Annotated in this window: 24 protein-coding genes and 2 pseudogenes; 11 read left to right on the forward strand and 15 right to left on the reverse strand. The window is 40.4% G+C overall.

Annotated features, from left to right (window positions below; translation table 11 throughout):
• The first annotated feature begins 39 nt into the window (after positions 1-39).
• Entirely contained in the window at positions 40-423 is a 384-nt protein-coding gene (locus tag AC1TO8_RS16735; RefSeq protein WP_482056770.1) for a hypothetical protein, read from the forward strand.
• A gap of 153 nt (positions 424-576) precedes the next feature.
• Here the strand turns inward: AC1TO8_RS16735 and AC1TO8_RS16740 are convergent, their stop codons facing one another.
• From AC1TO8_RS16740 to AC1TO8_RS16750, 3 genes are read right to left on the reverse strand one after another with little or no spacing between them, the layout of a single operon-like run.
• Positions 577-939: a hypothetical protein gene (locus AC1TO8_RS16740; protein ID WP_482056771.1), complete on the reverse strand. Its 363-nt coding sequence runs from the start codon at positions 937-939 to the stop codon at positions 577-579.
• 6 nt (positions 940-945) lie between these two features.
• Positions 946-1,092, reverse strand: coding sequence for a hypothetical protein (locus tag AC1TO8_RS16745; RefSeq protein WP_482056772.1), 147 nt, complete (start codon positions 1,090-1,092; stop codon positions 946-948).
• Positions 1,093-1,094: 2 nt separating this feature from the next.
• Positions 1,095-2,081: a Gfo/Idh/MocA family protein gene (locus tag AC1TO8_RS16750; RefSeq protein ID WP_482056773.1), complete on the reverse strand. Its 987-nt coding sequence runs from the start codon at positions 2,079-2,081 to the stop codon at positions 1,095-1,097.
• A gap of 192 nt (positions 2,082-2,273) precedes the next feature.
• On the opposite strand from AC1TO8_RS16750, the gene glgP reads away from it, so the two are divergent.
• Positions 2,274-3,086: an alpha-glucan family phosphorylase gene (glgP, locus tag AC1TO8_RS16755; RefSeq protein WP_482056774.1), complete on the forward strand. Its 813-nt coding sequence runs from the start codon at positions 2,274-2,276 to the stop codon at positions 3,084-3,086.
• A gap of 88 nt (positions 3,087-3,174) precedes the next feature.
• Here glgP and AC1TO8_RS16760 read toward each other — a convergent pair whose 3' ends face one another.
• The 6 genes from AC1TO8_RS16760 to desA form a co-directional block, all read right to left on the reverse strand.
• Positions 3,175-3,693 (reverse strand): hypothetical protein, encoded by a 519-nt coding sequence (locus tag AC1TO8_RS16760; protein ID WP_482056775.1) that lies wholly within the window; start codon positions 3,691-3,693, stop codon positions 3,175-3,177.
• A 127-nt stretch (positions 3,694-3,820) separates the two neighbouring features.
• Positions 3,821-4,126, reverse strand: a complete 306-nt coding sequence (locus tag AC1TO8_RS16765; RefSeq protein ID WP_482056776.1) for a hypothetical protein — start codon at positions 4,124-4,126, stop codon at positions 3,821-3,823.
• 137 nt (positions 4,127-4,263) lie between these two features.
• Positions 4,264-4,737 (reverse strand): double zinc ribbon domain-containing protein, encoded by a 474-nt coding sequence (locus AC1TO8_RS16770; RefSeq protein WP_482056777.1) that lies wholly within the window; start codon positions 4,735-4,737, stop codon positions 4,264-4,266.
• Between the two features lie 108 nt (positions 4,738-4,845).
• The gene (locus AC1TO8_RS16775; protein WP_482056778.1) at positions 4,846-5,445 is read right to left on the reverse strand and encodes a response regulator; all 600 of its coding nucleotides are present in this window, start codon (positions 5,443-5,445) and stop codon (positions 4,846-4,848) included.
• The gene (locus AC1TO8_RS16780; protein ID WP_482056779.1) at positions 5,442-6,578 is read right to left on the reverse strand and encodes a sensor histidine kinase; all 1,137 of its coding nucleotides are present in this window, start codon (positions 6,576-6,578) and stop codon (positions 5,442-5,444) included. Before AC1TO8_RS16780 ends, AC1TO8_RS16775 begins: the two co-directional genes overlap by 4 nt.
• Positions 6,579-6,752: 174 nt before the next feature.
• Positions 6,753-7,808, reverse strand: a complete 1,056-nt coding sequence (desA, locus tag AC1TO8_RS16785) for a Delta(5) desaturase DesA (protein WP_482056780.1) — start codon at positions 7,806-7,808, stop codon at positions 6,753-6,755.
• Between the two features lie 348 nt (positions 7,809-8,156).
• Between desA and AC1TO8_RS16790 the strand changes: the two genes are divergently transcribed.
• The 3 genes from AC1TO8_RS16790 to AC1TO8_RS16800 are packed head-to-tail and all read left to right on the forward strand — an operon-like array spanning position 8,157 to position 12,926.
• On the forward strand, positions 8,157-9,260 hold the full coding sequence (locus AC1TO8_RS16790; protein ID WP_482056781.1) for a helix-turn-helix domain-containing protein: 1,104 nt from the start codon (positions 8,157-8,159) through the stop codon (positions 9,258-9,260).
• A 49-nt stretch (positions 9,261-9,309) separates the two neighbouring features.
• Positions 9,310-11,154, forward strand: a complete 1,845-nt coding sequence (locus AC1TO8_RS16795) for an ABC transporter ATP-binding protein (RefSeq protein ID WP_482056782.1) — start codon at positions 9,310-9,312, stop codon at positions 11,152-11,154.
• Positions 11,151-12,926, forward strand: a complete 1,776-nt coding sequence (locus AC1TO8_RS16800; RefSeq protein ID WP_482056783.1) for an ABC transporter ATP-binding protein — start codon at positions 11,151-11,153, stop codon at positions 12,924-12,926. Before AC1TO8_RS16795 ends, AC1TO8_RS16800 begins: the two co-directional genes overlap by 4 nt.
• 16 nt (positions 12,927-12,942) lie before the next feature.
• Here the strand turns inward: AC1TO8_RS16800 and AC1TO8_RS16805 are convergent, their stop codons facing one another.
• The 3 genes from AC1TO8_RS16805 to AC1TO8_RS16815 form a co-directional block, all read right to left on the reverse strand.
• Complete coding sequence (locus AC1TO8_RS16805; protein ID WP_482056784.1) at positions 12,943-13,128, reverse strand: hypothetical protein; 186 nt, start codon at positions 13,126-13,128, stop codon at positions 12,943-12,945.
• A 161-nt stretch (positions 13,129-13,289) separates the two neighbouring features.
• Positions 13,290-14,054, reverse strand: coding sequence for a C40 family peptidase (locus AC1TO8_RS16810; RefSeq protein ID WP_482056785.1), 765 nt, complete (start codon positions 14,052-14,054; stop codon positions 13,290-13,292).
• Between the two features lie 447 nt (positions 14,055-14,501).
• Positions 14,502-15,029, reverse strand: coding sequence for a hypothetical protein (locus AC1TO8_RS16815; protein ID WP_482056786.1), 528 nt, complete (start codon positions 15,027-15,029; stop codon positions 14,502-14,504).
• Positions 15,030-15,224: 195 nt separating this feature from the next.
• Here AC1TO8_RS16815 and AC1TO8_RS16820 point away from each other — a divergent pair, with 195 nt between their 5' ends.
• The 4 genes from AC1TO8_RS16820 to AC1TO8_RS16835 all read left to right on the forward strand — a co-directional run bounded on the left by AC1TO8_RS16820 (position 15,225) and on the right by AC1TO8_RS16835 (position 17,617).
• Positions 15,225-15,968: an SGNH/GDSL hydrolase family protein gene (locus AC1TO8_RS16820; protein WP_482056787.1), complete on the forward strand. Its 744-nt coding sequence runs from the start codon at positions 15,225-15,227 to the stop codon at positions 15,966-15,968.
• Between the two features lie 274 nt (positions 15,969-16,242).
• A complete protein-coding gene (locus tag AC1TO8_RS16825; RefSeq protein WP_482056823.1) occupies positions 16,243-16,629 on the forward strand; it encodes a MarR family winged helix-turn-helix transcriptional regulator in 387 nt (128 codons plus the stop codon).
• Positions 16,630-16,654: 25 nt separating this feature from the next.
• Complete coding sequence (locus tag AC1TO8_RS16830; protein WP_482056788.1) at positions 16,655-17,290, forward strand: nitroreductase family protein; 636 nt, start codon at positions 16,655-16,657, stop codon at positions 17,288-17,290.
• A gap of 33 nt (positions 17,291-17,323) precedes the next feature.
• A complete protein-coding gene (locus AC1TO8_RS16835; RefSeq protein ID WP_482056789.1) occupies positions 17,324-17,617 on the forward strand; it encodes a putative quinol monooxygenase in 294 nt (97 codons plus the stop codon).
• A gap of 109 nt (positions 17,618-17,726) precedes the next feature.
• On the opposite strand, the gene AC1TO8_RS16840 is transcribed toward AC1TO8_RS16835, so the two are convergent.
• Both AC1TO8_RS16840 and AC1TO8_RS16845 read right to left on the reverse strand, forming a co-directional pair.
• The gene (locus tag AC1TO8_RS16840; RefSeq protein ID WP_482056790.1) at positions 17,727-19,466 is read right to left on the reverse strand and encodes an ABC transporter ATP-binding protein; all 1,740 of its coding nucleotides are present in this window, start codon (positions 19,464-19,466) and stop codon (positions 17,727-17,729) included.
• On the reverse strand, positions 19,463-21,205 hold the full coding sequence (locus tag AC1TO8_RS16845) for an ABC transporter ATP-binding protein (protein ID WP_482056791.1): 1,743 nt from the start codon (positions 21,203-21,205) through the stop codon (positions 19,463-19,465). Before AC1TO8_RS16845 ends, AC1TO8_RS16840 begins: the two co-directional genes overlap by 4 nt.
• A gap of 151 nt (positions 21,206-21,356) precedes the next feature.
• Here AC1TO8_RS16845 and AC1TO8_RS16850 point away from each other — a divergent pair.
• A pseudogene (locus AC1TO8_RS16850) lies at positions 21,357-22,152 on the forward strand (LysR family transcriptional regulator).
• An 87-nt stretch (positions 22,153-22,239) separates the two neighbouring features.
• Positions 22,240-23,006 (forward strand): annotated as a pseudogene (locus AC1TO8_RS16855) (polysaccharide deacetylase family protein).
• Positions 23,007-23,085: 79 nt separating this feature from the next.
• Here AC1TO8_RS16855 and AC1TO8_RS16860 read toward each other — a convergent pair.
• On the reverse strand, positions 23,086-24,099 hold the full coding sequence (locus AC1TO8_RS16860; RefSeq protein WP_482056792.1) for an asparaginase: 1,014 nt from the start codon (positions 24,097-24,099) through the stop codon (positions 23,086-23,088).
• Between the last annotated feature and the right edge of the window lie 213 nt (positions 24,100-24,312).

Consider the following 24,312-nt stretch of genomic DNA (forward strand, 5'->3'; position numbering starts at 1 on the left):
CTCATATATTGTTATCATCTCTTGAAAGGAGTGATAGCAATGTCATTAAATATCAATCGTAATCTAAGACTCTCTCTCTTCTCTGGTTCTAGCTTTACGGGGAGACAAATCCTATTTAGACATGGAGAAGTAGCCGTTCGTAATCTAGGAGCATTCCAATTCAATAATGAACTTACCAGTTTCAGGCTGAGAAATTCCGTGAATCCTAGTGATGTCACGCTAGTATTATTTTCTCGCAATAACTTCCAAGGTTCAATCCGCGTATTTCGTGGAAGCCAGAATATTGCTAACTTAGCGAATTCTAATTTCAATAATGTAACCTCGTCATTTATTCTAGTAAGTTCTAGACTAACTGATCAGCAAATTCGTGAAATCCAGCGTACTTCTACTCTGCCTTGTGATATTCTAGTTATCACACGATAACCCCATTTCGCTAGTAGATTAGAAACCATAATTCAAAAAACCTGGAATAGCTATTAAGCCTTTCCAGGTTTTTGGGTTTATACCATATTTGCACCATAGTACCAGTGTTTCGTAACGAAGTTATCCGATGTGTACGCTAATCTCTACAATTAGCTAAATATCATTCAGTTCTGTAAGGGTCTGAATCATATGATCCACTAACTCTGGAATATCCTCCATTTGATCCTCAGAAATCCTTCGCTCAAATCTAACTTCAATCGTATTCATGTATAGCGAATCTTCTTGTCCATATACATAACTTAACGTTTGCGTCGGAGTTATCGAAGACTTCCAAATGTACAGTAATATATCATCAATCTGTCTACATTGTGTCTCCACATTCATAATCTGCATATAGAATCGTAAGCGCAATGTGCAGGCTGGAATCTCGTCTGGTAGTTCTAGAATTTCAGCTGCCAGATCTTTAAGTGATGCCTCTAACAATATTTCAGCAGTCACATTCCTATGCTCAGGCAATACAAATTATAAAGAAAACTCTCTCGACATAACAGCCATTTCCATACAGTCCGTTCGATTCGTAATCAGAATGCTGCCCTCTAGATTATCCAAATCATACAGATAGTTCTCAAACGTCACTTTTAGATTGTCGTAAACGGTAGGATCAAACATATCTATGCTAAATCCGCTGGATAATGAAGTCCAATCTGACGTCTAGCTTCCTCCATCACTTCTGCAACAGCTAGCGAGTTCGCATGAGAATTAATAGAACTTTCCTGCTGTCCGCTCTGTATCAATCCAATAAACTCCTGGACTTCATAGAACATTGGTTCATGAACCTGCGGCCGAGTTAAATCTTCAATTGAACCATCCCTGTAATGAATTTTCACATTATACGGTACACTGATCTTATCAATCACCATCGTCCCATTCTCGCCCTGTATTTCAGCAGGCAAGTATGAATCCGTAATCTTGGAATGCATTATAATCGCATCCATCTTGTTATATTTCATCACTATACTTCCTTCGCCGTCGGCACCTGATGATAGAAGAACACCTACAGCCTTTACAGTATCTGGCTTGCCAAATAACGCCACCATCGGGTAGAGACAGTAAATGCCTAAATCCATTAATGATCCATTGGATAATTCTGGTTTGAAGGCGTTCAGAACATTCCCCTGTTTAAAAGCATCAAAGCGCGAGGAATATTGACAATAGCTCGCGAAATAACGCCGAATTCGCCCTATTTTATACAAATTATCTTTCATGATAGTAAAATTCGGCATCATCGTAGATTTCAAAGCTTCCATTAATACGACATTGTTCTTCTTCGCTACAGCTATCATTTCTTGCGTCTCAGTCGCATTAGATGCCAGCGGCTTCTCACATAGAACATGCTTTCCATGATTCATACAAAGTATCGCCTGCTCCGCATGGAATGAGTTCGGACTAGCAATGTATACAGCATCGCATTGATCGCCTGATACCATTTCCTCCAAATTCGTATATACCTTAGGATCATTATATTGAGATGCAAAGCTCTTGCCCTTCTCTTCCGATCGCGAATAAACCGCTGTCAGGATGAATTGATCTGTCTCAAGCGCTCCTTGGATGAAACGTTCTGTTATCCAGTTCGTTCCAATAATACCGAATCGTATCATAATTCATCTCATTTCCTTCCCTTATGACTTTATTTATATCATTCTCTCATTCTGATTTCTTCATGTCCACTTTCTATACTGATTTTATTATAAAAGTTACATTAATCAAGAGTAGTGCAAACGATTGTTCATACTCTGTAGCTATATCCCAAAGTTTATAGACGTATTCCGTTAGATTATGCTAATATATCTGTGAAAGCGTTTGTAATCATTGTTAATCTCTATATCTTTAAGCAAAATGCCATCCATACGCCAACTTGGGTTGATGAACGCATCACTGCCGCCTTTGAAGATGGCGGAGATCTGTGGGCCGCACATATGGAAATCAAGCAAGAGCTGATTGACTTCATTAAGGACCGTTCTGGTATTCAGTTAAATGTAGACCATCTTCTCGTCGGATTCTCTCGTAGAGCAGCTCCTTACAAACGGAGTGATCTTATCTTCTCAACTCCTGAAATCATTGAACCTTATCTGAAATCGGGTAAAGTCCAGATCGTCTTCTCTGGTAAAGCCCATCCATTGGACGATATGGGCAAGAAAATTGTTAGCAATCTCGTCGCTATGATGAAGAAATATCCAAAGAGCGTCGTTTTCTTAGAAAATTATGATATGACCATTGGCGCCATGCTCACTCGTGGTTCAGATATCTGGCTGAATAACCCACGTAGACCACTTGAAGCTAGCGGAACCTCTGGAATGAAGGCGGCGATGAACGGTGTACTCAACTGCTCTATCCTAGACGGTTGGTGGCCAGAAGCCTGTATCGACGGTGAGAACGGTTGGCAGTTCGGCGATGGCTTCGAGACAACAGATTTCAATGAATTGGACCGACATGACACGGAAGCCTTATACGACACTTTACTCAATAGAGTGCTTCCGACGTATTATGAAGATCGTCCGAAGTGGGTTGCCATGATGAAGAAAAGCATTGAGACTACACGCGAAGAGTTTGCATCCAAGCGGATGCTAGAGCAATATTTCAACGAAATGTATATTAAATCCTAAATACAAACAACGGCTGTGCCATCCTGATTAAAGGACGGACACAGCCGTTTCAATTTATCATATACTTTTCTCTTCAATCTGATCTAATTTACATATGTGGTTCTTCCAGCTGCGTAGCTGATTGATCCGCTTTCTGCGACATTTGGCTTGGTAACTTCCACGCGGTTGCCACTGCGAATACGACAAAGAGGATGTCCATTCCACCGAAGAACTCAGTAATATTATCCGTAAATATTGTGATGACTTCACTACTAAATAATTCTTCAAAACCATCATTGATTATGTAACTGAAGAAGAGGTATTTACCCAATACAATCCCGATCAAACTAGCGATGACTGCCATAACTTGATGTATCTGAGTTATCTGTTTATTCGAGAATAATACAACAGCATATCCCGCTAATCCTCCAATGGCCCAAGCGATAATACCTAATTCATAATCTGATATTACCCCGATCACTGCCCAAATTACGCCCCCAATAATCGCAGCCAATAAAGCCCCTAATGCAGGTAAAACAATTTTATTTCTTTCCATCTCCACATTCCCCCATTTCAGCAGTAACATAACTTTCAATAAATTGTAATGAAACTGCAATCTAATTTTCATATTCTTTTAATGTTATAACGCTACAATGAAGTTACCCCTTTTAGTATATATATAATTAATTTGGACCCATAGCCCGTTGCTGTGGGTTCCTTTTATGTAAAGCAATGGACAATCCAACGGTTATCATCTACTTTTCAAGTTCTGTCCCATAGGAAGTGACTGAATACTTGAATACCGCATATCCCAGAAAAATATACACTAATGGGGTAATTAACGACGACAGCGATATGCTAGTGAATGGAAATAATACACATAATGCGTATCCCCACAATCCATAAGGTAAATACTTCAGATTGCTTCTAGATACAAGCGTTAACCATGCCCCTATTAAGAAGGCTAGATAAGCTAATGAGTTCAACGGAATCGTGTGAAAGATAAAATTCAATGTGCCATAAGATTTATACGGCAGCAATTGGAATATTAAGTCTCTCAAGAACATGACTCCTAACCCACCAAATAAAAGGTGGAGCCCAAATTCACGAAAAAATGAATACCATTTCAATGTTTCAAACCATCTGCGCGTTTCTTGGAGGGCTATTGAGAACTGTTTCAATCTAGATCTCCCCTGTCCTATACCTTTTGACCGCAATTCTCACAAAACTCATTGGATGTCGGTACTGTGGAACCACAATCTGAACACACAATAACAGTCGGTATCGTATCTACAATGACAACTTCTTCTTCACTTTCGATAATCTCAAATTTATTCCCACATGATGCACAGAATTTAGCATTCATTGGAACAACTTTTCCGCAGGAACAGGTCTTTTCATCTTTGATCTGCTTTATTTTTTGAGTAAGTGCTTGATTCTCTTGTTGCAAAGCAACGATTTTCTCGCTTTCAGCTTTAATAATTTGCTCCGCAATGGTTAAATCATCAGCAGCATACGCGTTAAAGACTGACTCTCCAATCACCAAGTAAGACTTCTCAATCTCTTTCTGCTTAGCAGAAATTTGGGCGTTTAGTCTGACAACATCCACTGATTCTTTCGCTTTATCCGCAGCTTTCGTAGCCCCTTCCTTCAACTTGTTAAAAAAACTCATACACTCTCTCCTCCTTATTACCTATACTATCTCATATTATCCAACAAATCCCGCACTTTGTCACGTAAATAAAAGATAAAAACTGAAATGAATTTTTCACTTCAGTTTTTATTTGAACCATCCCTTTTCTTTAAATCGTGTGACGGCTTCAATTCGGTTACTGACTTTGAACTTATCTAGAATGACAGAAATATAATTGCGCACCGTTCCCGTTGTAAGATATAGCTGAGCAGCAATTTCCTTCGTATTTCTACCGTCAGCCATTAATTGTAGAACTTCCTTCTCCCGCTCCGTTAGCGGACTTTCCTCACTATAAGCATCATCTACGAGCTCTGGCGCATAGATCCGTCTACCTGCCATAACGCTGCGAATGCTACTAGCCAGTTCCTCACTCGGACTATCTTTCAACAAATAGCTACTTACACCTGCTTTGAGCGCACGTTCGAAATAGCCAGGTCGAGCAAATGTCGTTAATATCATAACTTTACAATCCAATCCCTTCAATTCCTCAGCAGCATCGAGCCCCGTCTTCGCCGGCATTTCAATATCCATAATACATATATCCGGTTTGTGAAGGTGAACCATCGCTAACGCTTCTTCCCCATTACTAGCCCTACCAACAACCGTCATGTCCTCTTCCAAATCAAGCAGGGAAGCAAGTGCACCCAACAACATCCGCTGATCTTCAGCAATGACTATGCGAATCATTCCCCCACCTCCTTATCCTGATTCTTGATAATGTTCGGAACTTTAATGACAAGCATCGTTCCATGGTCTGAACTAATGTCAAGCGTCCCATTTACGAATTCAAGCCGCTCCATCATTCCTCGCAAACCATTTCCTTTGGGTCGACTATTATCTTGATCCATACCGATTCCGTTATCCTTAACTTTAATAACCAGATCCGTTCGTGTTGATTCAATAACAATAGTACAAGAGGACGCTTCACTATGCTTGACTACATTGGTGACAGCTTCCTTGAGACACATACTTAGCACATTTTCCGTAAGTAATGAGGTGTTCTTCAATATCGGATCACCTTCAATGCTATACTCAATTTCAGCGGCCTTTAGTATTTGACTCACTCGAAAGACTTCATCTTCCACTCTTGTTCCTCGCATTTGCGTAACCATTTCCCGTACTTCCTTCAAAGCACTTCTCGCCGTTTGACGAACATCGTCAATTTCTGCTTGCGCTTGTACGATATTCTTACTCATCAATTTGCTAGCTAGATCGCTCTTCAATCCTATAAGTGAAAGCTTCTGACCCAATGTATCATGCAAATCACGAGCAATTCTCTGACGCTCCTCTAGCTTTACAAGTTCAGAAATTCGCTTGTTCGCATCCTCAAGTTGATCCTGTAGCTTATCATTCTTATTGCGATTATACGTGTTCATTGGAATGAGAATAACACCAATCAAGCACATAACGATAAATGGAAACTGCGAAATGAATAGAGACTTTTGAGTGAAGAAGCCATAATTAATGCTTAAAAAGGTCGTGACCAAATGAATACAATACAGCGTAATAAACCCTGCCTTACTCTGAATATTTCCGATGAAAAGAGCTAGGAAGATAGCAAAATAGACATAACCGAACAGCAAGGTCATGCCTATAGAGATGACAATCTGTACACTCGTCCATATATATATCGGCCATCCCTTCGTTACAAAGGACATCACATAGCAGCCCAAAAATACAAAGGTCATGATAATGCCAGTAGTGATCTGGAATGGAGAAGACGAGCGAAATATAAAATAAAAAGGGAGGATACATAAGACTACCCATATATATGGACTTAGTCCTGTGCTCTTATGAAAACTTTGATACCATTTCTGCATGGTCATCCACCCTCTTTTTTGAAATATAGGAAAGTATAAGTTTTCGTTACTTTTATCTCCTATAATTTTGGACAAACGGCCGTCCTTCGCATAAGCGAAGGACGGCGAAGCCGTTTATCTTTATATGCCACTTCAATTGATTGTATTTTAACATATAAGGCTTACCACATGTTATTATTTCTCTAATGGATTAGGAAGGCTAACCTTCAGTTTCTCCGCTCCAGAATTCGGCTCACGAAGACGTCGCTTCATATCTCTGAAGCTGATAAACACTTTATTCTCCTCGTCCCACAGACGGAAACTTAGTGATTTAAGACTCGTGCTAATCGTAATCGTTGTCGCTTTATGCAGAGGTGGTGTTGCATTGTGAGCTTCTTCCAAATGGTAATTCGGTACCTTCGGATTCAAATGATGAACGTGATGGAAACCGATATTCCCTGTGAACCATTGAAGAACTTTAGGAAGTTTGTAATACGAGCTTCCGTCTACTGCTGCTTTCACATAATCCCACTCATCTTCATTCTCAAAGTAGGAATCTTCGAACTGATGTTGGACATAGAACAACCAAATTCCAAGGCATCCTGATACGAAGAAGACCGGACCTTGAACCATCACAAATGCCTGCCAACCAATAGCCCAAATTAACAAAGCATAGAGAGCAACAATTGAAATGTTCACCACATAGGTATTAATCCGTTCCTTACGTTTCGCGCCTTTACGGTTAAAACGATATTGGAACAAGAATATAGCAATTGGACCAAGTCCAAACATAACTAACGGATTGCGATAGAATCGGTATGCCAAGCGACTCATCTTAGAAGCCTCTGCATATTCATCCACCGTAAGAAGCCACATATCCCCTGTACCACGTTTATCCAGGTTACTACTCGTTGCATGATGCATGGAATGACTGTATTTCCACTGCTCGTATGGAACCAATGCAACGATGCCCGTAATCGTTCCAATGACCTTATTGGCTAGTTTGCTTTTAAAGAACGATTGATGTGTACAATCATGAAAAATAATAAAGGTTCTGATCACAAATCCAGAAGTAACAATCGCAAATACTAATGTTAACCAATATGAAACAGAAAGACTTAGGTAAGCTGCGTACCAGAGTACTATTAATGGTCCCATTGTATTTATAAGCTGTCTAACACTTGATTTCATTTCGGTTTTTTCATAAGGGGCGACCTTTTTTCTTAGGTTGACTTGTTTAGCCTCGGTCATTACATGTATTCCTCCTCAGATTCGACGCTTAAGACAACTTGTTACAAGCTCAGCGTACTTTACTCTCTCTAGTATAGGCAAATAAGTGTGAATGTAATAGTCATAAACGTCAAGTCGAGAGTATGACATATGTCATACTCTCTTACTCATTATGTCATTCCAGTATCTCATTATCCATTGAGCTATTACGCTTTAGCTACCACCAATTTCATCAATTCTAATAGGATCATTATTTTTCTATTTACAGATCATTCATTTTGGTTTATTCTAACATTAAGTAAATACTGAATGTTATTGAATATCACTAAACATTTAGTATTTACAATGAACAGTGTCTGGAGGATGGCTATGAAAGATTTATTAAAAAAGAATATTAGCTTTGCCTACAATGAAGCTCTTGAATTGATTGTTTCCATGGGGATGATCGCTTGCGAAGAGCAAATGCTCGCAATAGCAGAGGATTACAAACTTGAACTAGATCCACTCGCTATGTCTTTCCATGAAGAGACGCGGGCACGATTGTCACCGCATACCCTTCGGGAGCTTGAGTTTTTTTTCAAATATAACTTTTTACACAAAGGACTTGATTTCGCTTTCTATCAATCAATCTGTTCATCGATGGAACCGCTGTCTGCAGAAGAATGGATGATGCGCCTAGAGCAAAGCCCAGCAGAAAGAATCGTCGCAGAAATGGTATATGGTGTTTATCGCGATAAATTGGATGAGCTTCTACAGGGCATGGATTGGGAAGTTGTCAAAAGGGATATTCCTTTGCTACTTGAGATCGTGAATAATACAAAACCTCAACCGGAAGTGGTCGCAGCTCATGAGCCACTGCTTGAATGTCTTGCCCATCCAGAAGAGACCAAGGCACGGTGTTTACAACTCATACAGCAGTTCTACCATGATGCCTTTTCTCTCTGGAAAGACCGTTTGAGGGTGGAGTCTGAACGAGCTGCAATACGGTACGAAGAAACTTTTCATGCCAATCCCGAACGTTTCATTCGTGATCATACCGGAACCGAGCCCAATATGTATGACATACCCACAATCTTTCATATCAGTTTCATGGGCCAAGTAGGTAGCGACGGCCTAGTCTTGTATACCGGAACATCTTGGATCGGATGGGTTACTTTTGGCATACATAATGATCGCGTATTTGGACCTGCTGCCGATCGAGAAAAGACAGAGCTGTTCTTAAAGGCCTTCTCAGATAAAAGACGCCTAGACATCTTATTACTTCTGCGCGAACGTCCTCACTATGGACAGGAAATAGCGATAAAGCTCGGGATAACACCATCCGCAGTCAATTATCATACCAATTTCTTATTCTTCTTAAATCTACTCGAAATAAAAAGAGAAGAACATCGAATGTACTATCATCTCGATACAGAAAAACTGCGAGAATTGCTGGCTATAACAACTAGAGTCATGCTGGCTGAAGATTATTGAGTAGACCCTAAACAGTAGTGAATTTGATTAGTCATTGGGAGGATGTAACTTGAGTCGAACTACGAAAGAAGAGTTTGTGAATAACGAAACGTCAGCCGCTGCTTCTAGCACTTTGAAACGTCTCATGAGATTAGGAAAGCCTTATTTGGGTTGGTACATCCTATTGTGTGCCATTGCGGCAGTCTTATCACTTGCGAATGTTGGCTTAGCTGAATCTTTACGTCGTATTATTAATGCTGCTACAAATCACGATATGTCAGTACTAGTATCTAGTGCCATATTTGCAATAGTAGTTGTTATCGTTGATGCTTGCGGGCAGTTCCTCAAAACTTATATCACAGGACTACTCGAATTCAAGTCGATCGCCAAACTCCAAGCATCGGTGCTATCCAAGCTATTGAAAGTACAAATGAAGGATCTAGACCATTATCATTCAGCCGATCTCATAAGCCGTATCCATGATTCTGCCGTTGATGCTCAGCAAGGGATCAATCAAAAAACGATCGATTTGCTTAGCAGCTTGATGCAAATTGCCTTCCTCCTTACTTATCTATTATCTCTCCAGTACGTATTAACCATCGGGACTCTGGTCATCTGCGCCTTCGTTCCGCTAGTCATGATTCCTTTCACCTCCCGCCTTCGCTCTATGCATGAGCAAAGACAGAAGATAGAAAGTGCGCAACAAGCTTTTATTCAAGATACGGTACAGGGTGCTGAAGTGGTACGCGCATTCTCACTGGGTTCCAAGCTTCATCAGCAATTTGCACAACGGGTGAAACAGTATTTCAACATTCATCTGCCGGTTTCTCGCTTAGAAGCGGTAGGTTATAATATGCCATTAGCAGTTATACTCGGTGGATTAATATATGTTCTGTCCTATGGTGGATACCTCGTCATTGACGGTCGTCTAGATGTAGGTGCCGTCGCGGCATTCCTCATCTGTTTCGAGCAAATTACGAACCCCGTATCTCGCCTTGCCAACTTATGGACTGAATTACAAGCTTCCATGGCACAAGGTAACCGAATGTTTGAAGTTCTCGATCTAAAGGATGAAGGTGCCCATCTTGAAACTGACCTTTATGACGTTCACATAAAGAGCTCTGCCTCAGCATCTAGTCCGATTACGAGTGGGTTACACGCAATCTCATTCGAACAAGTCAACTTCCGCTACGGAGATGATCAAGTATTAACCGATGTCTCTCTTACAATCGAACCTGGGAAAGTAACTGCATTTGCAGGTCCTAGCGGAAGTGGAAAAAGTACGCTCCTTAATCTACTACTTGCCGTTTATGAACCTCACGAAGGCATCATACGCTGTGGTAATCTGCGATTAAGCAATATCCATCCCCGAGACTGGCGTGCTGGCATCGCATACGTTTCTCAGGAACCATATCTTTTCTCTGGCACACTGTATGAGAATATCTGTTGGGGAAAACCAGATGCCGTTAAAGAAGACATTATTAAAGCCGCACGAAAAGCTGGCATTCACGAGTTCATCATGACAACGCCCCAACAATATGAGACTATCATCGGTGAACGCGGACTTACATTGTCAGGAGGAGAGCGGCAGCGCTTATCTATCGCTAGGGCATTTGTCCGTGAGCCGAAGCTGTTGCTTCTCGATGAACCAACAGCAGCTCTTGATAGCCACAATGAAGAGATTGTGCAACAAGCCCTTCAGGAACTCATGTATGGTCGAACTACCGTAGTGATCGCCCATAGACTGTCCACCATTAGAGATGCTGATCGAATTTATTATATGGAATCCGGTTCTATTGTTGAAGAGGGCTCACACCATGAATTAATGGCTTCAGATGGTAAGTATCGAGCCATGGTTGAGATCACTTTTAACAATGATAATATCTCTTCCGAGGCTATGGAGGTCGAAACATGAACGTTAAAGAACCTACCGATTATAAACTGGGCTACATTCTGCGTAGATTGATTCCTTATTCCATTCCTTATCGAATCGGATTTATTGTTGCCATTCTTCTTCTTTCTGCCAAACTCGTGATGGACATCGGCTTTGCAGTCATTCAGCAAGTATTCATTGATACGATCAATAGCTCGAATATGAACTCACTTACCCGCGTGACTGTCATTTGTGCAATGGCCTGTATCATTATTATCTGTTGCCTCATGCTACAACATTATATTAGATTCGTTGTGCAGAGTCGTATGTCATGGGATATTCGCGCAAATCTTTTTGATAAGAGTCACCGAATTTCATTCGCTCATGTCCAATCGATGCATTCAGGTGATCTAACCTCACGTAATAATAAGGATGCAGGTATGGCGATCGGTGTAATAAATAGCATTGTATACGACCTCGGATACAATCTTCTCCTCTGCTTTGTTTCGTTTCTATACTTAGCCCAAATGGACGTATGGATCGCGCTACTTGCTCTTGGTTCAGGTCCTATTGTATTTCTATCTGGTCGGTTTTTTGATCGGAAGCTACGTAAATTATCTACTAACATTTATAAGAAGGAAGCAGAACTTCGTGGATTGTTGCAAGAAATATTGCAGGGAATGAAAGTGGTGCGAGCATTTGGGCTAGAAGAGACTCTTCTTAATCGATATGTCCTTGAACGTGAGAAGTTGAATCGATTACAACTGCAAAGAACCATTTTAAACGGACTATTGTGGCAATCCTCAGCATTTATCAATAATATAGTGATGGTTGCATGTGCTGCTTTAATTGCTTTATCTGCTCTAAAAGGCGGAACGACAGCTGGTGAAGTACTCGCATTTATCATTCTGATGGGACGCGTACAGTGGCCATTCGTACATATGTCTCGGACTTGGGGCGGGGTGCAAGAAGCTTTAGGTGCAGCTGATCGTGTATTCGATATTTTCGAGATGCCCGATGAAGGTGAAGTAAATACATTATCACAACTTGCCTCGTCTCTTGAGGCTTCAGATAAGGTTACAGCATTGTCCTTACAAGATATCCATTACAGACACTATGCTCTTGATGGTAATGAATCATCACTCTTTGCCGGAATGAATATAAATATCTCTTCTGGGGAAACTGTTGCTGTTGTAGGACCAAGCGGTTCAGGCAAGACGACACTCGTTCGCTTATGCTGTGGTCTATATCAACCTGATATCGGTAATATCTCCATTTACGGAAAGTCTGTTCATAAGCACCTTGAAGAAGCGCGCTCTATGATTACATATGTACCTCAGACACCTTATTTATTCTCAGGAACAATTAGGGATAATATCGCCTTCAGTTCAAATAAAGCAACCGAAGATGATATTCAAGAAGCTGCGCGACTCGCGGGTGCAGAGGAGTTTATATCAAAGATGCCCGCAGGGTATGACACGATATTAGGTGAACATGGTTCAACCTTATCCGGTGGACAAAGACAACGAATTGCTATTGCGAGAGCCTTCCTTCGTAATGCTCCGCTCCTTATTTTAGATGAGGCGACTTCCGCTTTGGATAACGAATCAGAACGAATTGTTCAACAATCACTTGATTTACTCATGAAAGATCGAACAACGTTAGTCATCGCTCATAGACTATCCACGGTGAGGGATGCCTCTAGAATTATCGTATTAGATCAAGGTACCATTGTTGAAGAGGGCTCGCATCATGCTCTGCTAGCGTTGAACGGACTGTATGCGGAATTATACAATATCCAGTTTAAAGAGTGACCTTTATCGTTTGCATTTACACCATAACAAACGTACAGGAGGCTCTCACATACTCATTCCCATCAATTCGCACGGATTCTGTAGTAAAGGACTCAACCATACCTAGGATCACTAATTCTTGATCTACCCATACTTCTACATTTCTTTGAAAAGTTATTGATCTTTGAAAATCCGTATCCAGTAAGCAATTTTTCCTAATCATAATAATTCTCCCATTCTTATGTACAGTTCCGTATTGAACGGTGTTCTTACATGTAGTATAACATTTTCAACAGACAAAGATCCCAATCGATTAACCTCAAGTGGGATCCTTGTCTATGAAACGTTGCTTCGTGATCAAAAGATGACTTTTTGAACTTCCTCTTAAAGTGCACTTCCTCCGAATAAGAACCTCTTCTCCCAGTGCTTACCATCAATTGTACCTGTCGTAACTCCACCTGATTCCTTAGAATAAGTATGAAGGATTTTTCCATTGCCTAAATAAATACCGACATGCGTAATTCTAGCTGTTGATTTATTCACACCAGAATAGGCAGACGCACTTGATCCTTTGTATGACATGAAGAACATCAGATCTCCACGTTTCAGTTTAGTCCAATCTTTCTGCACTGTTCCCTTACTTTTCACATAAGCTCCCTGAGCTCGAGAATCAGCCGGTAGCTTTATTCCTACTCCATCAATAAAAGCTTGACGTATGAAGTCAGAACAATCAAATGTTGACGTATTAGAACGGCTTGATCCATACTCATATGGTGTTCCCAAATACTTCATTCCTGCTGCAATGACCTTCTCCACGCTACTGCTTGCGTTGTTATTGTTACCTGTATTTCCTGAAGCTTTCGTAGTATATTTCGAAGAAGAAGAGATATAACCTATCTTTCCTTCAACATTTTTCACCTTAAGCCATGATGCACCGGATTTCTCCAGAACAACAATCTCCTCACCTTTTTTAAGCATTCGAATGATGCTTGCAGTACTAGAAGGAGCCTTACGTAAATTAACTCCCCAAGTCACTTTTGATGTCGAGGTTGCAGCTTCTACTTGTTGCACTAAAACGGTTGTGGACAAGCCACCAAACAGCATTACTGCTGCGAACGATGCTGATATTACTTTTGTGCGAATCTTCATGATGTTATTACCTCCTAAGATGCGTTTGTTTCTACTTGCTTGTCCTCATTGTAAAGTGCTTTTCCCCGCTAGTTAATCAGTCCATAGTCATAGTTCATGAAATGAAATCAAGGTATAAAGAACTGCTATGTTATATTCATTATGGATAAATAATACAATAGAATACGGAAGGCTGACCGTCTCGTTAATTAGTTACAATGTTGTAACTACTGACTTTTTTACTAGTCACTTCTCACAAAGAGTAATCAAGATAAGCGTTCCATTCGATAGTCTTATATACCTACTCGGCATTTGTATTATGACATCGGAATTCCAGTAGTTACCACTCAATTCAAGACCATATATGTATAGGCTGAGACGAATCCTTCTTGTTATACTCTCTACTATGTCAAAAAAGGGCCCTGAGGATTAAACTCCTCAAGGCCCTTCTTTAATAAAACGAACTATTTATTTCACTTCAGTAACTCCAGTTACTTCACCATTCCCAGATGGATCAAAAGATGCTTTGAACTCTTCACTTGCAAAGTAAATATTACCTTCAACCTTAGCATCAACAAGTAGGAATCCATTAGCCTCAACATAGACATCACCAACAAAAGTTCCACCTTGAATTCTTGCATTTTCACTTGTTACTGTTAACTTAGGAGCGGTTAGTGTATACGAAGCTGTTATATTTTTATCTGCATCTTGTTCATAAAGAGCGATCTTACGAGCGACTACGTCTCTGTTCGTAAATTCTCCTTCTAATACAAGATCTTGATCAAACGTCAAATCATTAAGTGTAGCAATAATCCATGTTCCATCTTTGCTGATCGCATTCAAGAATGCTTCTTCATTGTTTACAATTGAAGCTGTTGTTACTACATCAGCCACTTCATTTCCAGCAGGTTCTTGTGCTGCTGGTGCATTGTTATTTCCGCAAGCTGCTAGTAATACAACCATCAATACTAATCCCAGACCCATTAACTTTTTCATTTTAATTTCCCCCTAAGACTATTTGTATAAATTTAGTATAACACAATTTTAAGTAAATAAAATGCCCTTGCAACGAAATTCACAAAGTGTATACATTTTAATCCTATAGTGACCCATCTGCATTTTACTTATCCCCAAAGCTATATTACACTTTAAAAGAGATATTGAATCTTCTCAAAGAATCGAGTTGAAATCATGAGTAAAGAACGTGAAGAGTTATCTGCCAATTCCATTAAGTATATGATTACGGGAGACTCCATTTCCAAAGGAGTTGTTTATGACGAATCTCGCAGTAAGTATGTCATTCTAGAAGATAATTATGTTTCTCTCATGCAAAGTAAATTAAAAGGTGTTGTTCGCAATACGGCGAGATTTGGGAATACGCTAATTAAAGGAATCGGAAATCTTAAAAAAGATATACTAAAAGAAAAGCCTGACTTCGTGCTGATCGAGTATGGTGGCAATGATTGTGATTTCCATTGGAATGAAATTGCCAATAATCCTGATGCGGAGCATAATCCAAAGACCGACTTCAATGTATTTGAGAAAATGCTTAGAGATACTATCGAATTATTAAAAAGCCAACAAATTACGCCTATTTTAATGAACCTCCCTCCACTTAATGCGGAGAATTATTTCAAATGGGTCAGCCACAACAACCCAGAGGTAGCTGCAAATATCCTGAAATGGTTAGGTAGTGTCACCAAAATTTATTGGTGGCAGGAACGGTATAACTCGACGATTCTCAAGGTTGCCGAGAGTACCCAGACGAGAATAATTGATGTAAGAAGCGCCTTCTTAGAGCAGCCTGATTTCACTAAATTTATTTGTATAGATGGTATACACCCGAATAAAGACGGACATCAGCTTATATACGATAAAGTGTTAGACTTCATCCGTAATAATGACTTTCAATTACTACTCGATCATAATAATTAATTATGTCCTCCCTCATTACAAGTGAATAGTGCAGAACAATGGCAGACCTACGGTATTATCCTCGGTCTGCCATTGTTCTGCTTTTGTATATTCCCTATTAGTTCAGAAATAATTGGAAAGTGAAAGACACTTGATTTATTGGTTCAAATGTTTTATATTAATTGACATATCAACCATTGATGCATCAACTAATAAAAATCATAGTTTTACGCATGATATAAGGAGGCCAACATTGACCCCATTATCATCTGAGGAAGCATATGTCTTTGACCAAATGCAATCTCTTAGTAAACAGATCAGTACTAAATTTGAACGTTGCGCAGGTATTAGTCCATCACGACTGCAGCTTTTACATCAGCTTTATCTAGTAGATGAAATCAGTCAAACCACACTCCAAAAAGAAGTGAAAATTGACAGCGCAGCAGTCACGCGGCACTTAAAGCAACTTGAAGTAGCAGGTACTGTTTCAAGGCGTACTAATCCAGACGATAATCGAGTTACACTCGTAAAACTAACGGAACGTGGACGCCATGAAATCATCGTTTATAAAAAAGAGAAGCAACAGTTTATTACGCAAATGCTTAAAGATTTCGACGAGCAAGAACGATCTACGCTATCTGATATGCTCAACCGGATGATCCACCATATTAACCAACTATAATAACAGACAAAAGGAGATTTTAACTTTGCAAACTACTAAAACAAATGACTTCACAGAAATAATTACAGGACGCCGCTCCATCAAAAATTATGATACTTCCGTAAAAATCAGCCGTGAAGAAATGACTGAAATACTTACAGAGGCAACTCTTGCACCCTCTTCAATTAATTTACAGCCATGGCGCTTTGTTGTGATCGAGAGCCCTGAAGCAAAAGCAATTCTAGCACCACTTGCTCGATTCAATCAAAATCAAGTTGAAACATCTGCTGCTGTCATCGCCGTCTTTGGGGATCTGAATAATTTCGATAAAGCTGAAGAAATATACGGTAAGGCCGTTGAACTTGGTTATATGCCCTTAGAGACAAAAGAGATGCAACTTCCTAGATTATCAGCCCATTTCGCAACACTGGATCCTCAAGATAATAGAGAGACCGTCCTCATTGATGGTGGCCTTGTATCTATGCAACTCATGCTCGTAGCTCGCGCTCATGGGTACGACACAAATCCAATCGGTGGTTACGAGAAGGATCAAATTTCCGAGGCTTTCGGATTAGATAAAGAACGCTACGTTCCTGTTATGCTTATCTCAATAGGTAAAGCAGCGGATCAAGGTTATAAATCAGTACGTTTACCTATCGATACAATTGCTCAATGGAAGTAAGACATATTACTCACGATAATGGAGGGAAATTCAATGATCATTATTCATGCCACATTTAATATTATCGCCAATAAACACCAAGCATTTATTGAAGAGATTCAACCTTTAATCGACGCTTCAAAAGCAGAAGCCGGCAATATCTCTTACGATTTATTTAAAAGTACTGACAAAGAAAATATATTCATTATGGTTGAAGTTTGGCAAGATTCCGATGCTGTAGCAATCCATAATGCTAGCACGCACTTCACTACTTTTGTGGGTAAGGCTGGTAACTTCTTAGCTGCACCACTAGACATTAAATCGTATAATGGACAATCCATCAATTAGACCTAATATTTCTTGAACAACATTACTCCATCAACAGAAAAGGGATGTGCTTCAAGCCATAATTCTTGGCTTGCGCACATCCCCTTTTTCAAATCACACCAAGACTCATTCATGCCGATGTAAACTGGCTATTGTACAACCCTGCATAATGACCACCTTGCTCTAACAACTCCTTATGACTTCCACTCTCCACGACATCGCCATTCTTCATGTATAGGATCAAATCAGCTTCTCTTATCGTCGATAATCGATGTGCAATAACAAAGCTGGTTCTCCCCTCAATCATTTTCTGAAATGCCTTCTGAATACGAACCTCCGTTCGAGTATCAATGCTACTTGTTGCTTCATCAAGAATAAGCATTGGTGGATCCACTAACATCACGCGGGCAATCGTCAGAAGCTGTTCTTGTCCCTGAGATAAACTGCCCCCAGTACCAGAAATCAACGTATCATACCCATTAGGTAACCGTTTGATGAAGCTATGTGCATTAGCCGCTTTCGCTGCCATAATAACTTCTTCATCCGTTGCATCTGGCTTACCATATGCAATATTGTCTCGAATACTCCCGCCATATAACCAGGTTTCCTGCAATACCATACCGAAACTTTGTCGTAAACTATCACGAGTTATGTTATTGATATTCACACCATCAATCATAATAGCGCCACTATTCACATCATAAAATCGCATTAAGAGGTTAATAAGTGTCGTTTTTCCCGCCCCAGTCTGACCGACAATCGCAATACGAGTTCCCGGCTTAACTTCTAGGCTGAAATTGGTAATGAGTGGTCGATCAGCATTGTATGCAAAATTCACCTTATCAAAGGTTATCGTCCCTTTACTTTGTTCCAAATGAATAGCCTCTGGAGCGTCAGGTTGTTCCGCTATCTGATCAAGAACAGAGAAGATACGCTGTGCCGATGCACTTGCCGATTGAAGCTGCGTTAATACGCCTGTAATCTCATTGAAAGGCTTAGCGAACAAATTAGAGAAGATTAGGAAGCTTGATAGTTCCCCCACTGTAATGGTATTTAGAATAACAGATATACTACCAATCATGGCGAGAACAGAGAACGTAATATTGTTTACGAGACGGGTTGTCGGATTCGATAATGAACCATAGAACTGAGATTTCACACCTGCCTCATACAACGCTTGATTCTTCTCTTCAAATTTAGTAAACGAACGCTCTTCGTACTGAAATGCTTGAACCACTTTTTGTCCACCAATCATTTCTTCTACATAGCCGTTTAATCCACCTAAGATGCGAGCCTGCTCTTTGAACATCTGCTGAGATCGTGTCGTTATGAATCGTGCCACAAAGAACGAGACTGGACCCGATATCAGAACAACTAACGTCATAAGCGGATTAATATAAAGCATGAATGCAATTGATCCCGCAATCATAATCACACCTGTAAGCAATGTTGAGAAGCCCTGAAGAAGTCCATCTGAGACGATATCCATATCATTAACAAATCGACTGATACTGTCACCCTGTGGGTGAGTATCGTGATAACTGAGCGGCAATATATTCATCTTCTCGAAGAGTTCACGACGCATATCATACACAGTCCGGTAAGCGATACGATTCGTCGAATAGATCAACAACCATCCAAAAAGACTACCAACGATATATACGATCGCTAGAATGACCAACAGTTCCAACATTGCACTGAAATTGACCTGCTGTACACCAATCATATGATCAACAGTCTTACCTATTAATAATGGACCGATCAGACTGGCAACAACACTGAGAATAGCACACAATATCGCCCATACAGTCATTTTTTTATATCGTCCTATATACTTTATTAGTCTCTTCCATGTTTCCTTATTATTCATTTGCCCGACTCCTCACTGGAAAGCTGGGAAAGGTACACTTCCTTGTAAACCTCGCAGCTAATCATCAATTCATCATGCGTACCGATTCCTACAATTCGTCCTTCCTCAAATACGATTATTTTATCGGCATGCTGTATCGTGCTAACTCTTTGCGATACCATGAGCACAGTCATCAACATATCGTTCGCCTTCAGAGCACGCCTTAGCCCAGCATCCGTGGCGAAATCTAGAGCACTTGAGGAATCATCGAGGATAAGAATCTCTGGCTTAGCGACGATTGCCCGGGCAATCGTCAGACGTTGCTTTTGACCACCAGATAAGTTGAGTCCCCCACGGGAGACCATCGTGTTATATCCATCTGGAAGCTTAGTGATAAATTCATCAGCTTGCGCAATAGCAGCCGCCTTAGCCACTTCCTCATTCGTTGAGTTCTCGTTACCCCAGCGGATATTCTCAGCAATCGTACCGGTGAAGAGATTTGCCTTTTGTGGAACCATACCTACCTTCCGCCTTAATTGTTTAAGGGAATAATTCTTTACATTGACTCCCTCCATTCGTACTTCACCTTCTGTCGCATCGTAGAACCTTGGGATTAGATTGATAAATGTAGATTTCCCCGAACCTGTACTACCGATTATCCCTACTGTTTCACCATGATTGATCTCGACAGATATATTCTCAAGCGCCATATCCCCCGTCTTGTTATATCCAAAGGAAACGTTGTTGAACTGAATAACTGGCACTGCCACATGTTTGTCGATGTAGTGAGAACTGATATTACCCATATCCTGAAGTGACGATGTCGTAGCTAACACTTCATTAATCCGTCCAGCCGAAGAAGATGCCTTCGTAAAAATAATGACTAAATTTGATACAACAATTAATGCCAGCAAAATTTGCGTAATATAATTCATAAAGGCGATAATCTCCCCCTGTGAGAGACGACCTTCATTGATATGGATACCACCAACCCATAGTATAGCGATAATAGCAGCATTCACCACGAGTGTCGTCAGCGGATTCAAAAGTGCTGAAATTCGACCTACCCGAATGGCTGTATGAGTTAAATCTTCCGAGGATTCATTAAATCGTTGTCTTTCCTGTCTACTCTTTGCAAAAGCACGAATAACCCGTACACCGGATAGATTCTCACTTAAAATAAGGGCAATTCGATCCAATTTCTGCTGATAACTTCGATAGATCGGTGAAGTACGTGTGATGACGAAATATAAGATCACTCCAAAAATAGGTGTCGCTATTAGTAGAATAAGTGACAATCGAAAATCTAATATCATCGACATTATTATTGCCCCAACGCAAATAAAAGGTGCTCTTATAACGAGGCGAATGAGCATTGCAACAGCTAATTGAAGCTGATTGACATCATTCGTTATCCGGTTCACGAGCGATTGTGTACCAACCTTATCCATGTCCGCGTATGAGAGTGAGGAAATATGTTTATAAATCTTGTTACGCAATGTGGTGCCGAACCCTTGTGAGGCGCGCGCAGCATAATACTGACAGATCATTGAACATCCAAACCCTATAATGGACAGCAGGAGCATAAGCCCACCCATTTTGAACACATAAGACGTATCACGCATGCCTATCCCTTTATTAATAATGAGCGCGACTATCGTGGGTAGGAGTAGCTCAAATATAGCTTCCAACAGCTTGAATATCGGCCCGATGATGACCTCTTTCCTGTACGGTCTTAAATATGTAGCTAACTTAAACAACTCTAATCATCACCTATCGTAAAATATCTTCCAAACTATTGACTATTATGCAGTACCGACTATCATTATGGCATAACTACTCACATATTAAAAATACCAGTTTCATTCCTTTGCGATACGATAATCATATGTCAAGACTGGAGGATTCTATATGGATATTAGACAACTCAAATACTTCCTTACCATAGCAGAAGAAGGTCAGATTACAGCGGCGGCAAAGAAGCTACAAATGGCCCAACCGCCACTAAGCCATCAACTCAAGCTTCTCGAGGAGGAGCTTGGCGTTAAGCTCGTGGAGCGAAGACCACGAAGTGTGCAGCTCACGGATGCGGGAATCATCCTGCGAAGGAACTCTCTCCATTGGCACAGTATCCTCTTCTGGTGCAACCCTTATGAAGGAAAGGCTTTCCGAATTTCACAAATCCTATACGGGTGTGAAATTCGAAATTCACGAAGGCAATACTTTTATGATTATTGATCTCTTAACGAAAGGGATTGTGGAGGTTGGCATTGTCAGAACCCCATTCAACACATCTAATCTAGAATGTAGATATGCTGAATCTGAGCCCATGATTGCCGTAATGACCCCCAATTTTGACTGGGCATCTCATCGCAACACGATTGATGTCGGTGAATTAATGGAGAAACCACTCATCATTTATCGCAGGTTTGAGCAACTCATTCTCGAGACCTGTTTGAAAGAAGGTTTTGAACCTACTTTTTTTTGCATAAATGACGATGCTCGTACAACATTATTGTGGGCAAACGCTGGACTTGGAATCGGAATCATTCCTAAGTCTGCCCTCGTTCTCGCCAATCATGAGAATCTGATCTACAAAGAAATCAAGAGTGAAGCATTGAGAACGAGGATAGCCGCCATTTGGATAAAAGATAAATATATCTCATCTCTAGCTACCAAGTTTATAGATAGCTTCAGCAAGGGATAGTTATGACATTATTCTTCTGAATAAATGATTATACAGTGGTGAAATATAATATCAAAGTGTAAAATAAGACCCAAAGACGGAGGTTCAATGAATATTTTGAATAAGATACGAATCATCATTATATTCACCATTGTCAGTTCACTATTCATCAACGTAACATATGCGGAACCCAATTCCCCAACGAGTAAAAATAGATTCTATTATGAGAAACGTGGAGATATCGTTTGGGAAGTTCAGATCGTAAGGTCGTCGCTCTTACCTTTGATGACGGTCCTGATCGCGATAAAACACCTCAAATACTTGCCCTCCTCAAACAATATCAGGCTAAAGCAACTTTCTTTGTACTAGGTAATCGAGTTGAGAAGTTTCCCGAAATTGTCATGCAAGAATCATTGGAAGGACATGAGATCGGAAATCATTCTTATGACCATTCTTCCTTCCTTAATATCCCTAGAGATAAATTACTGTTAGAACTGAATCTAACCCAAGATGCTATTTATAAAGCTATTGGGCAAAAGGCAACTCTATTTCGGCCTCCGGGTGGTAACTATAACGAAACATCTGTTAACATTTGTAAAGAAAATGAACTGCTAATGGTCCTCTGGTCATGGGATCAAGATACGAAGGATTGGGCTAATCCAGATGTGAATACAATCGTGAATAGGGTACTCAACAACGTTCACAATGGAGATATTATATTGATGCACGATTACGTTTATAAAGGTACAAATACCGTAGAAGCCCTAAAAGTATTGTTGCCAGAATTAATAAAGAGAGGTTATTCTTTCGTAACGGTCTCAGAATTGCTCTCTAATAAAGATCTTCCAGGACGACATATCGAAGTAAATGATTAAATTTAACAAGCGGAGTCCCAAACCAGTAAACATGATTTGGGACTCCGCTTGTTATTCTATGAAACGCTATATTACTCACCTACTCCGTAGCCGAATCCAAAACGAAGTTCGCCTTCACAACACCGATCTTAACATTCCTCGCATTCAGTACAGGTGCATGAATATAATCTTTCAACAACTCATTTGTTGACTCATCACCAATTCCAAGCTGTCTCAATACCTCCATTGCCGCAACACCGGATGCCCGATCCGATCCATCTTCAATTTTAATAGCAATACCGATACCACGGTCAACGATTCCCAGACATTGAACCCCTTCTGCCCCTACCTTAGTGACAATATTACCTTTAAAAGCTCTCATGACGTCCGTATCGAATCTTTTCTTGCCAGCTACCATCTCAGGATTCGCCATCATCGCATCACGGATCATTTCGAGTGCTCCTGCTCTACCTGCAGAAACCGTCCCCCCTGGATATGCCAATCGAGCAAATCCTAATGCTGTATTACAAAGAGGAATTTGATGTACTGGCAAACCACAACCATCTACACTAAGTCCAATCTGCTCTCTGGGAATACTGCACACCTCTGTAATTACGTCGAGAATCCGTTGTTGAACAGGATGATTAATTTCAGGATACGTATGTATATCTTCATTCAGATGTACTGCTGTTGCGAGCATGCTTGAATGCTTACCTGAGCAATTACTAAAGACTGGCGTTAACTCACCACCCGCTTGGATTAGTTCGATATAACTAGCCTTGTCTCTGGGAACATGGGTCCCGCACAATAAATCTTCTTCTTCTAAATTCACCCGTTCTAGTATATTCAATACAGCTTTCCGATGAATCTCTTCCCCACTATGTGATGCGCAACTAAGTGCAATCTCAGAAGCACTATATCCGAATGACGTCGCCGTCCCTGTCTCCACAATCGGAACCGCTTGAAATGGTTTCATGGCCGAACGTGCAAAGGTTAATCTTTGGGGATCCCCATATGAATACAGTAGCTTTCCTGTATAATCTACAACGGCTACATGAATGTGATGTGTACTCTCTACATATTTCCCTCTAAATACTTGAATCGCTTCTGACATATATCATTTCTCCTTTTACTTCTGACTTATTTCATCTTAAACATTTTCACAGGAAAAGGGAAACGGTGATGCCCCAGAATGAATTATATTGGAATATCTCCATACGATATATCATGCTCCCTTCCCATATATACTCCCCTGATTTTGCAATAGTCAAGCATTCTAGAATGTTTGTCAAGCAGATCCCCTTTAAATTTTAGATTTTAAAACCTA

The organism is Paenibacillus sp. Y859, assembly GCF_056786405.1.

What these genes read in the sequence shown, in the direction of transcription:
- AC1TO8_RS16800 (WP_482056783.1), top strand. Translation starts at nt 11,151, where the DNA reads ATGAACGTTAAAGAACCTACCGATTATAAACTGGGCTACATTCTGCGT.
- AC1TO8_RS16770 (WP_482056777.1), bottom strand. Translation starts at nt 4,737, where the DNA reads ATGAGTTTTTTTAACAAGTTGAAGGAAGGGGCTACGAAAGCTGCGGAT.
- AC1TO8_RS16805 (WP_482056784.1), bottom strand. Translation starts at nt 13,128, where the DNA reads ATGATTAGGAAAAATTGCTTACTGGATACGGATTTTCAAAGATCAATA.
- AC1TO8_RS16810 (WP_482056785.1), bottom strand. Translation starts at nt 14,054, where the DNA reads ATGAAGATTCGCACAAAAGTAATATCAGCATCGTTCGCAGCAGTAATG.
- AC1TO8_RS16735 (WP_482056770.1), top strand. Translation starts at nt 40, where the DNA reads ATGTCATTAAATATCAATCGTAATCTAAGACTCTCTCTCTTCTCTGGT.
- AC1TO8_RS16775 (WP_482056778.1), bottom strand. Translation starts at nt 5,445, where the DNA reads ATGATTCGCATAGTCATTGCTGAAGATCAGCGGATGTTGTTGGGTGCA.
- AC1TO8_RS16760 (WP_482056775.1), bottom strand. Translation starts at nt 3,693, where the DNA reads ATGAAAATTAGATTGCAGTTTCATTACAATTTATTGAAAGTTATGTTA.
- AC1TO8_RS16790 (WP_482056781.1), top strand. Translation starts at nt 8,157, where the DNA reads ATGAAAGATTTATTAAAAAAGAATATTAGCTTTGCCTACAATGAAGCT.
- desA (WP_482056780.1), bottom strand. Translation starts at nt 7,808, where the DNA reads ATGACCGAGGCTAAACAAGTCAACCTAAGAAAAAAGGTCGCCCCTTAT.
- AC1TO8_RS16780 (WP_482056779.1), bottom strand. Translation starts at nt 6,578, where the DNA reads ATGCAGAAATGGTATCAAAGTTTTCATAAGAGCACAGGACTAAGTCCA.
- AC1TO8_RS16840 (WP_482056790.1), bottom strand. Translation starts at nt 19,466, where the DNA reads ATGAATAATAAGGAAACATGGAAGAGACTAATAAAGTATATAGGACGA.
- AC1TO8_RS16860 (WP_482056792.1), bottom strand. Translation starts at nt 24,099, where the DNA reads ATGTCAGAAGCGATTCAAGTATTTAGAGGGAAATATGTAGAGAGTACA.
- AC1TO8_RS16745 (WP_482056772.1), bottom strand. Translation starts at nt 1,092, where the DNA reads ATGTTTGATCCTACCGTTTACGACAATCTAAAAGTGACGTTTGAGAAC.
- AC1TO8_RS16835 (WP_482056789.1), top strand. Translation starts at nt 17,324, where the DNA reads ATGATCATTATTCATGCCACATTTAATATTATCGCCAATAAACACCAA.
- AC1TO8_RS16815 (WP_482056786.1), bottom strand. Translation starts at nt 15,029, where the DNA reads ATGAAAAAGTTAATGGGTCTGGGATTAGTATTGATGGTTGTATTACTA.
- AC1TO8_RS16750 (WP_482056773.1), bottom strand. Translation starts at nt 2,081, where the DNA reads ATGATACGATTCGGTATTATTGGAACGAACTGGATAACAGAACGTTTC.
- AC1TO8_RS16820 (WP_482056787.1), top strand. Translation starts at nt 15,225, where the DNA reads ATGAGTAAAGAACGTGAAGAGTTATCTGCCAATTCCATTAAGTATATG.
- AC1TO8_RS16825 (WP_482056823.1), top strand. Translation starts at nt 16,243, where the DNA reads ATGCAATCTCTTAGTAAACAGATCAGTACTAAATTTGAACGTTGCGCA.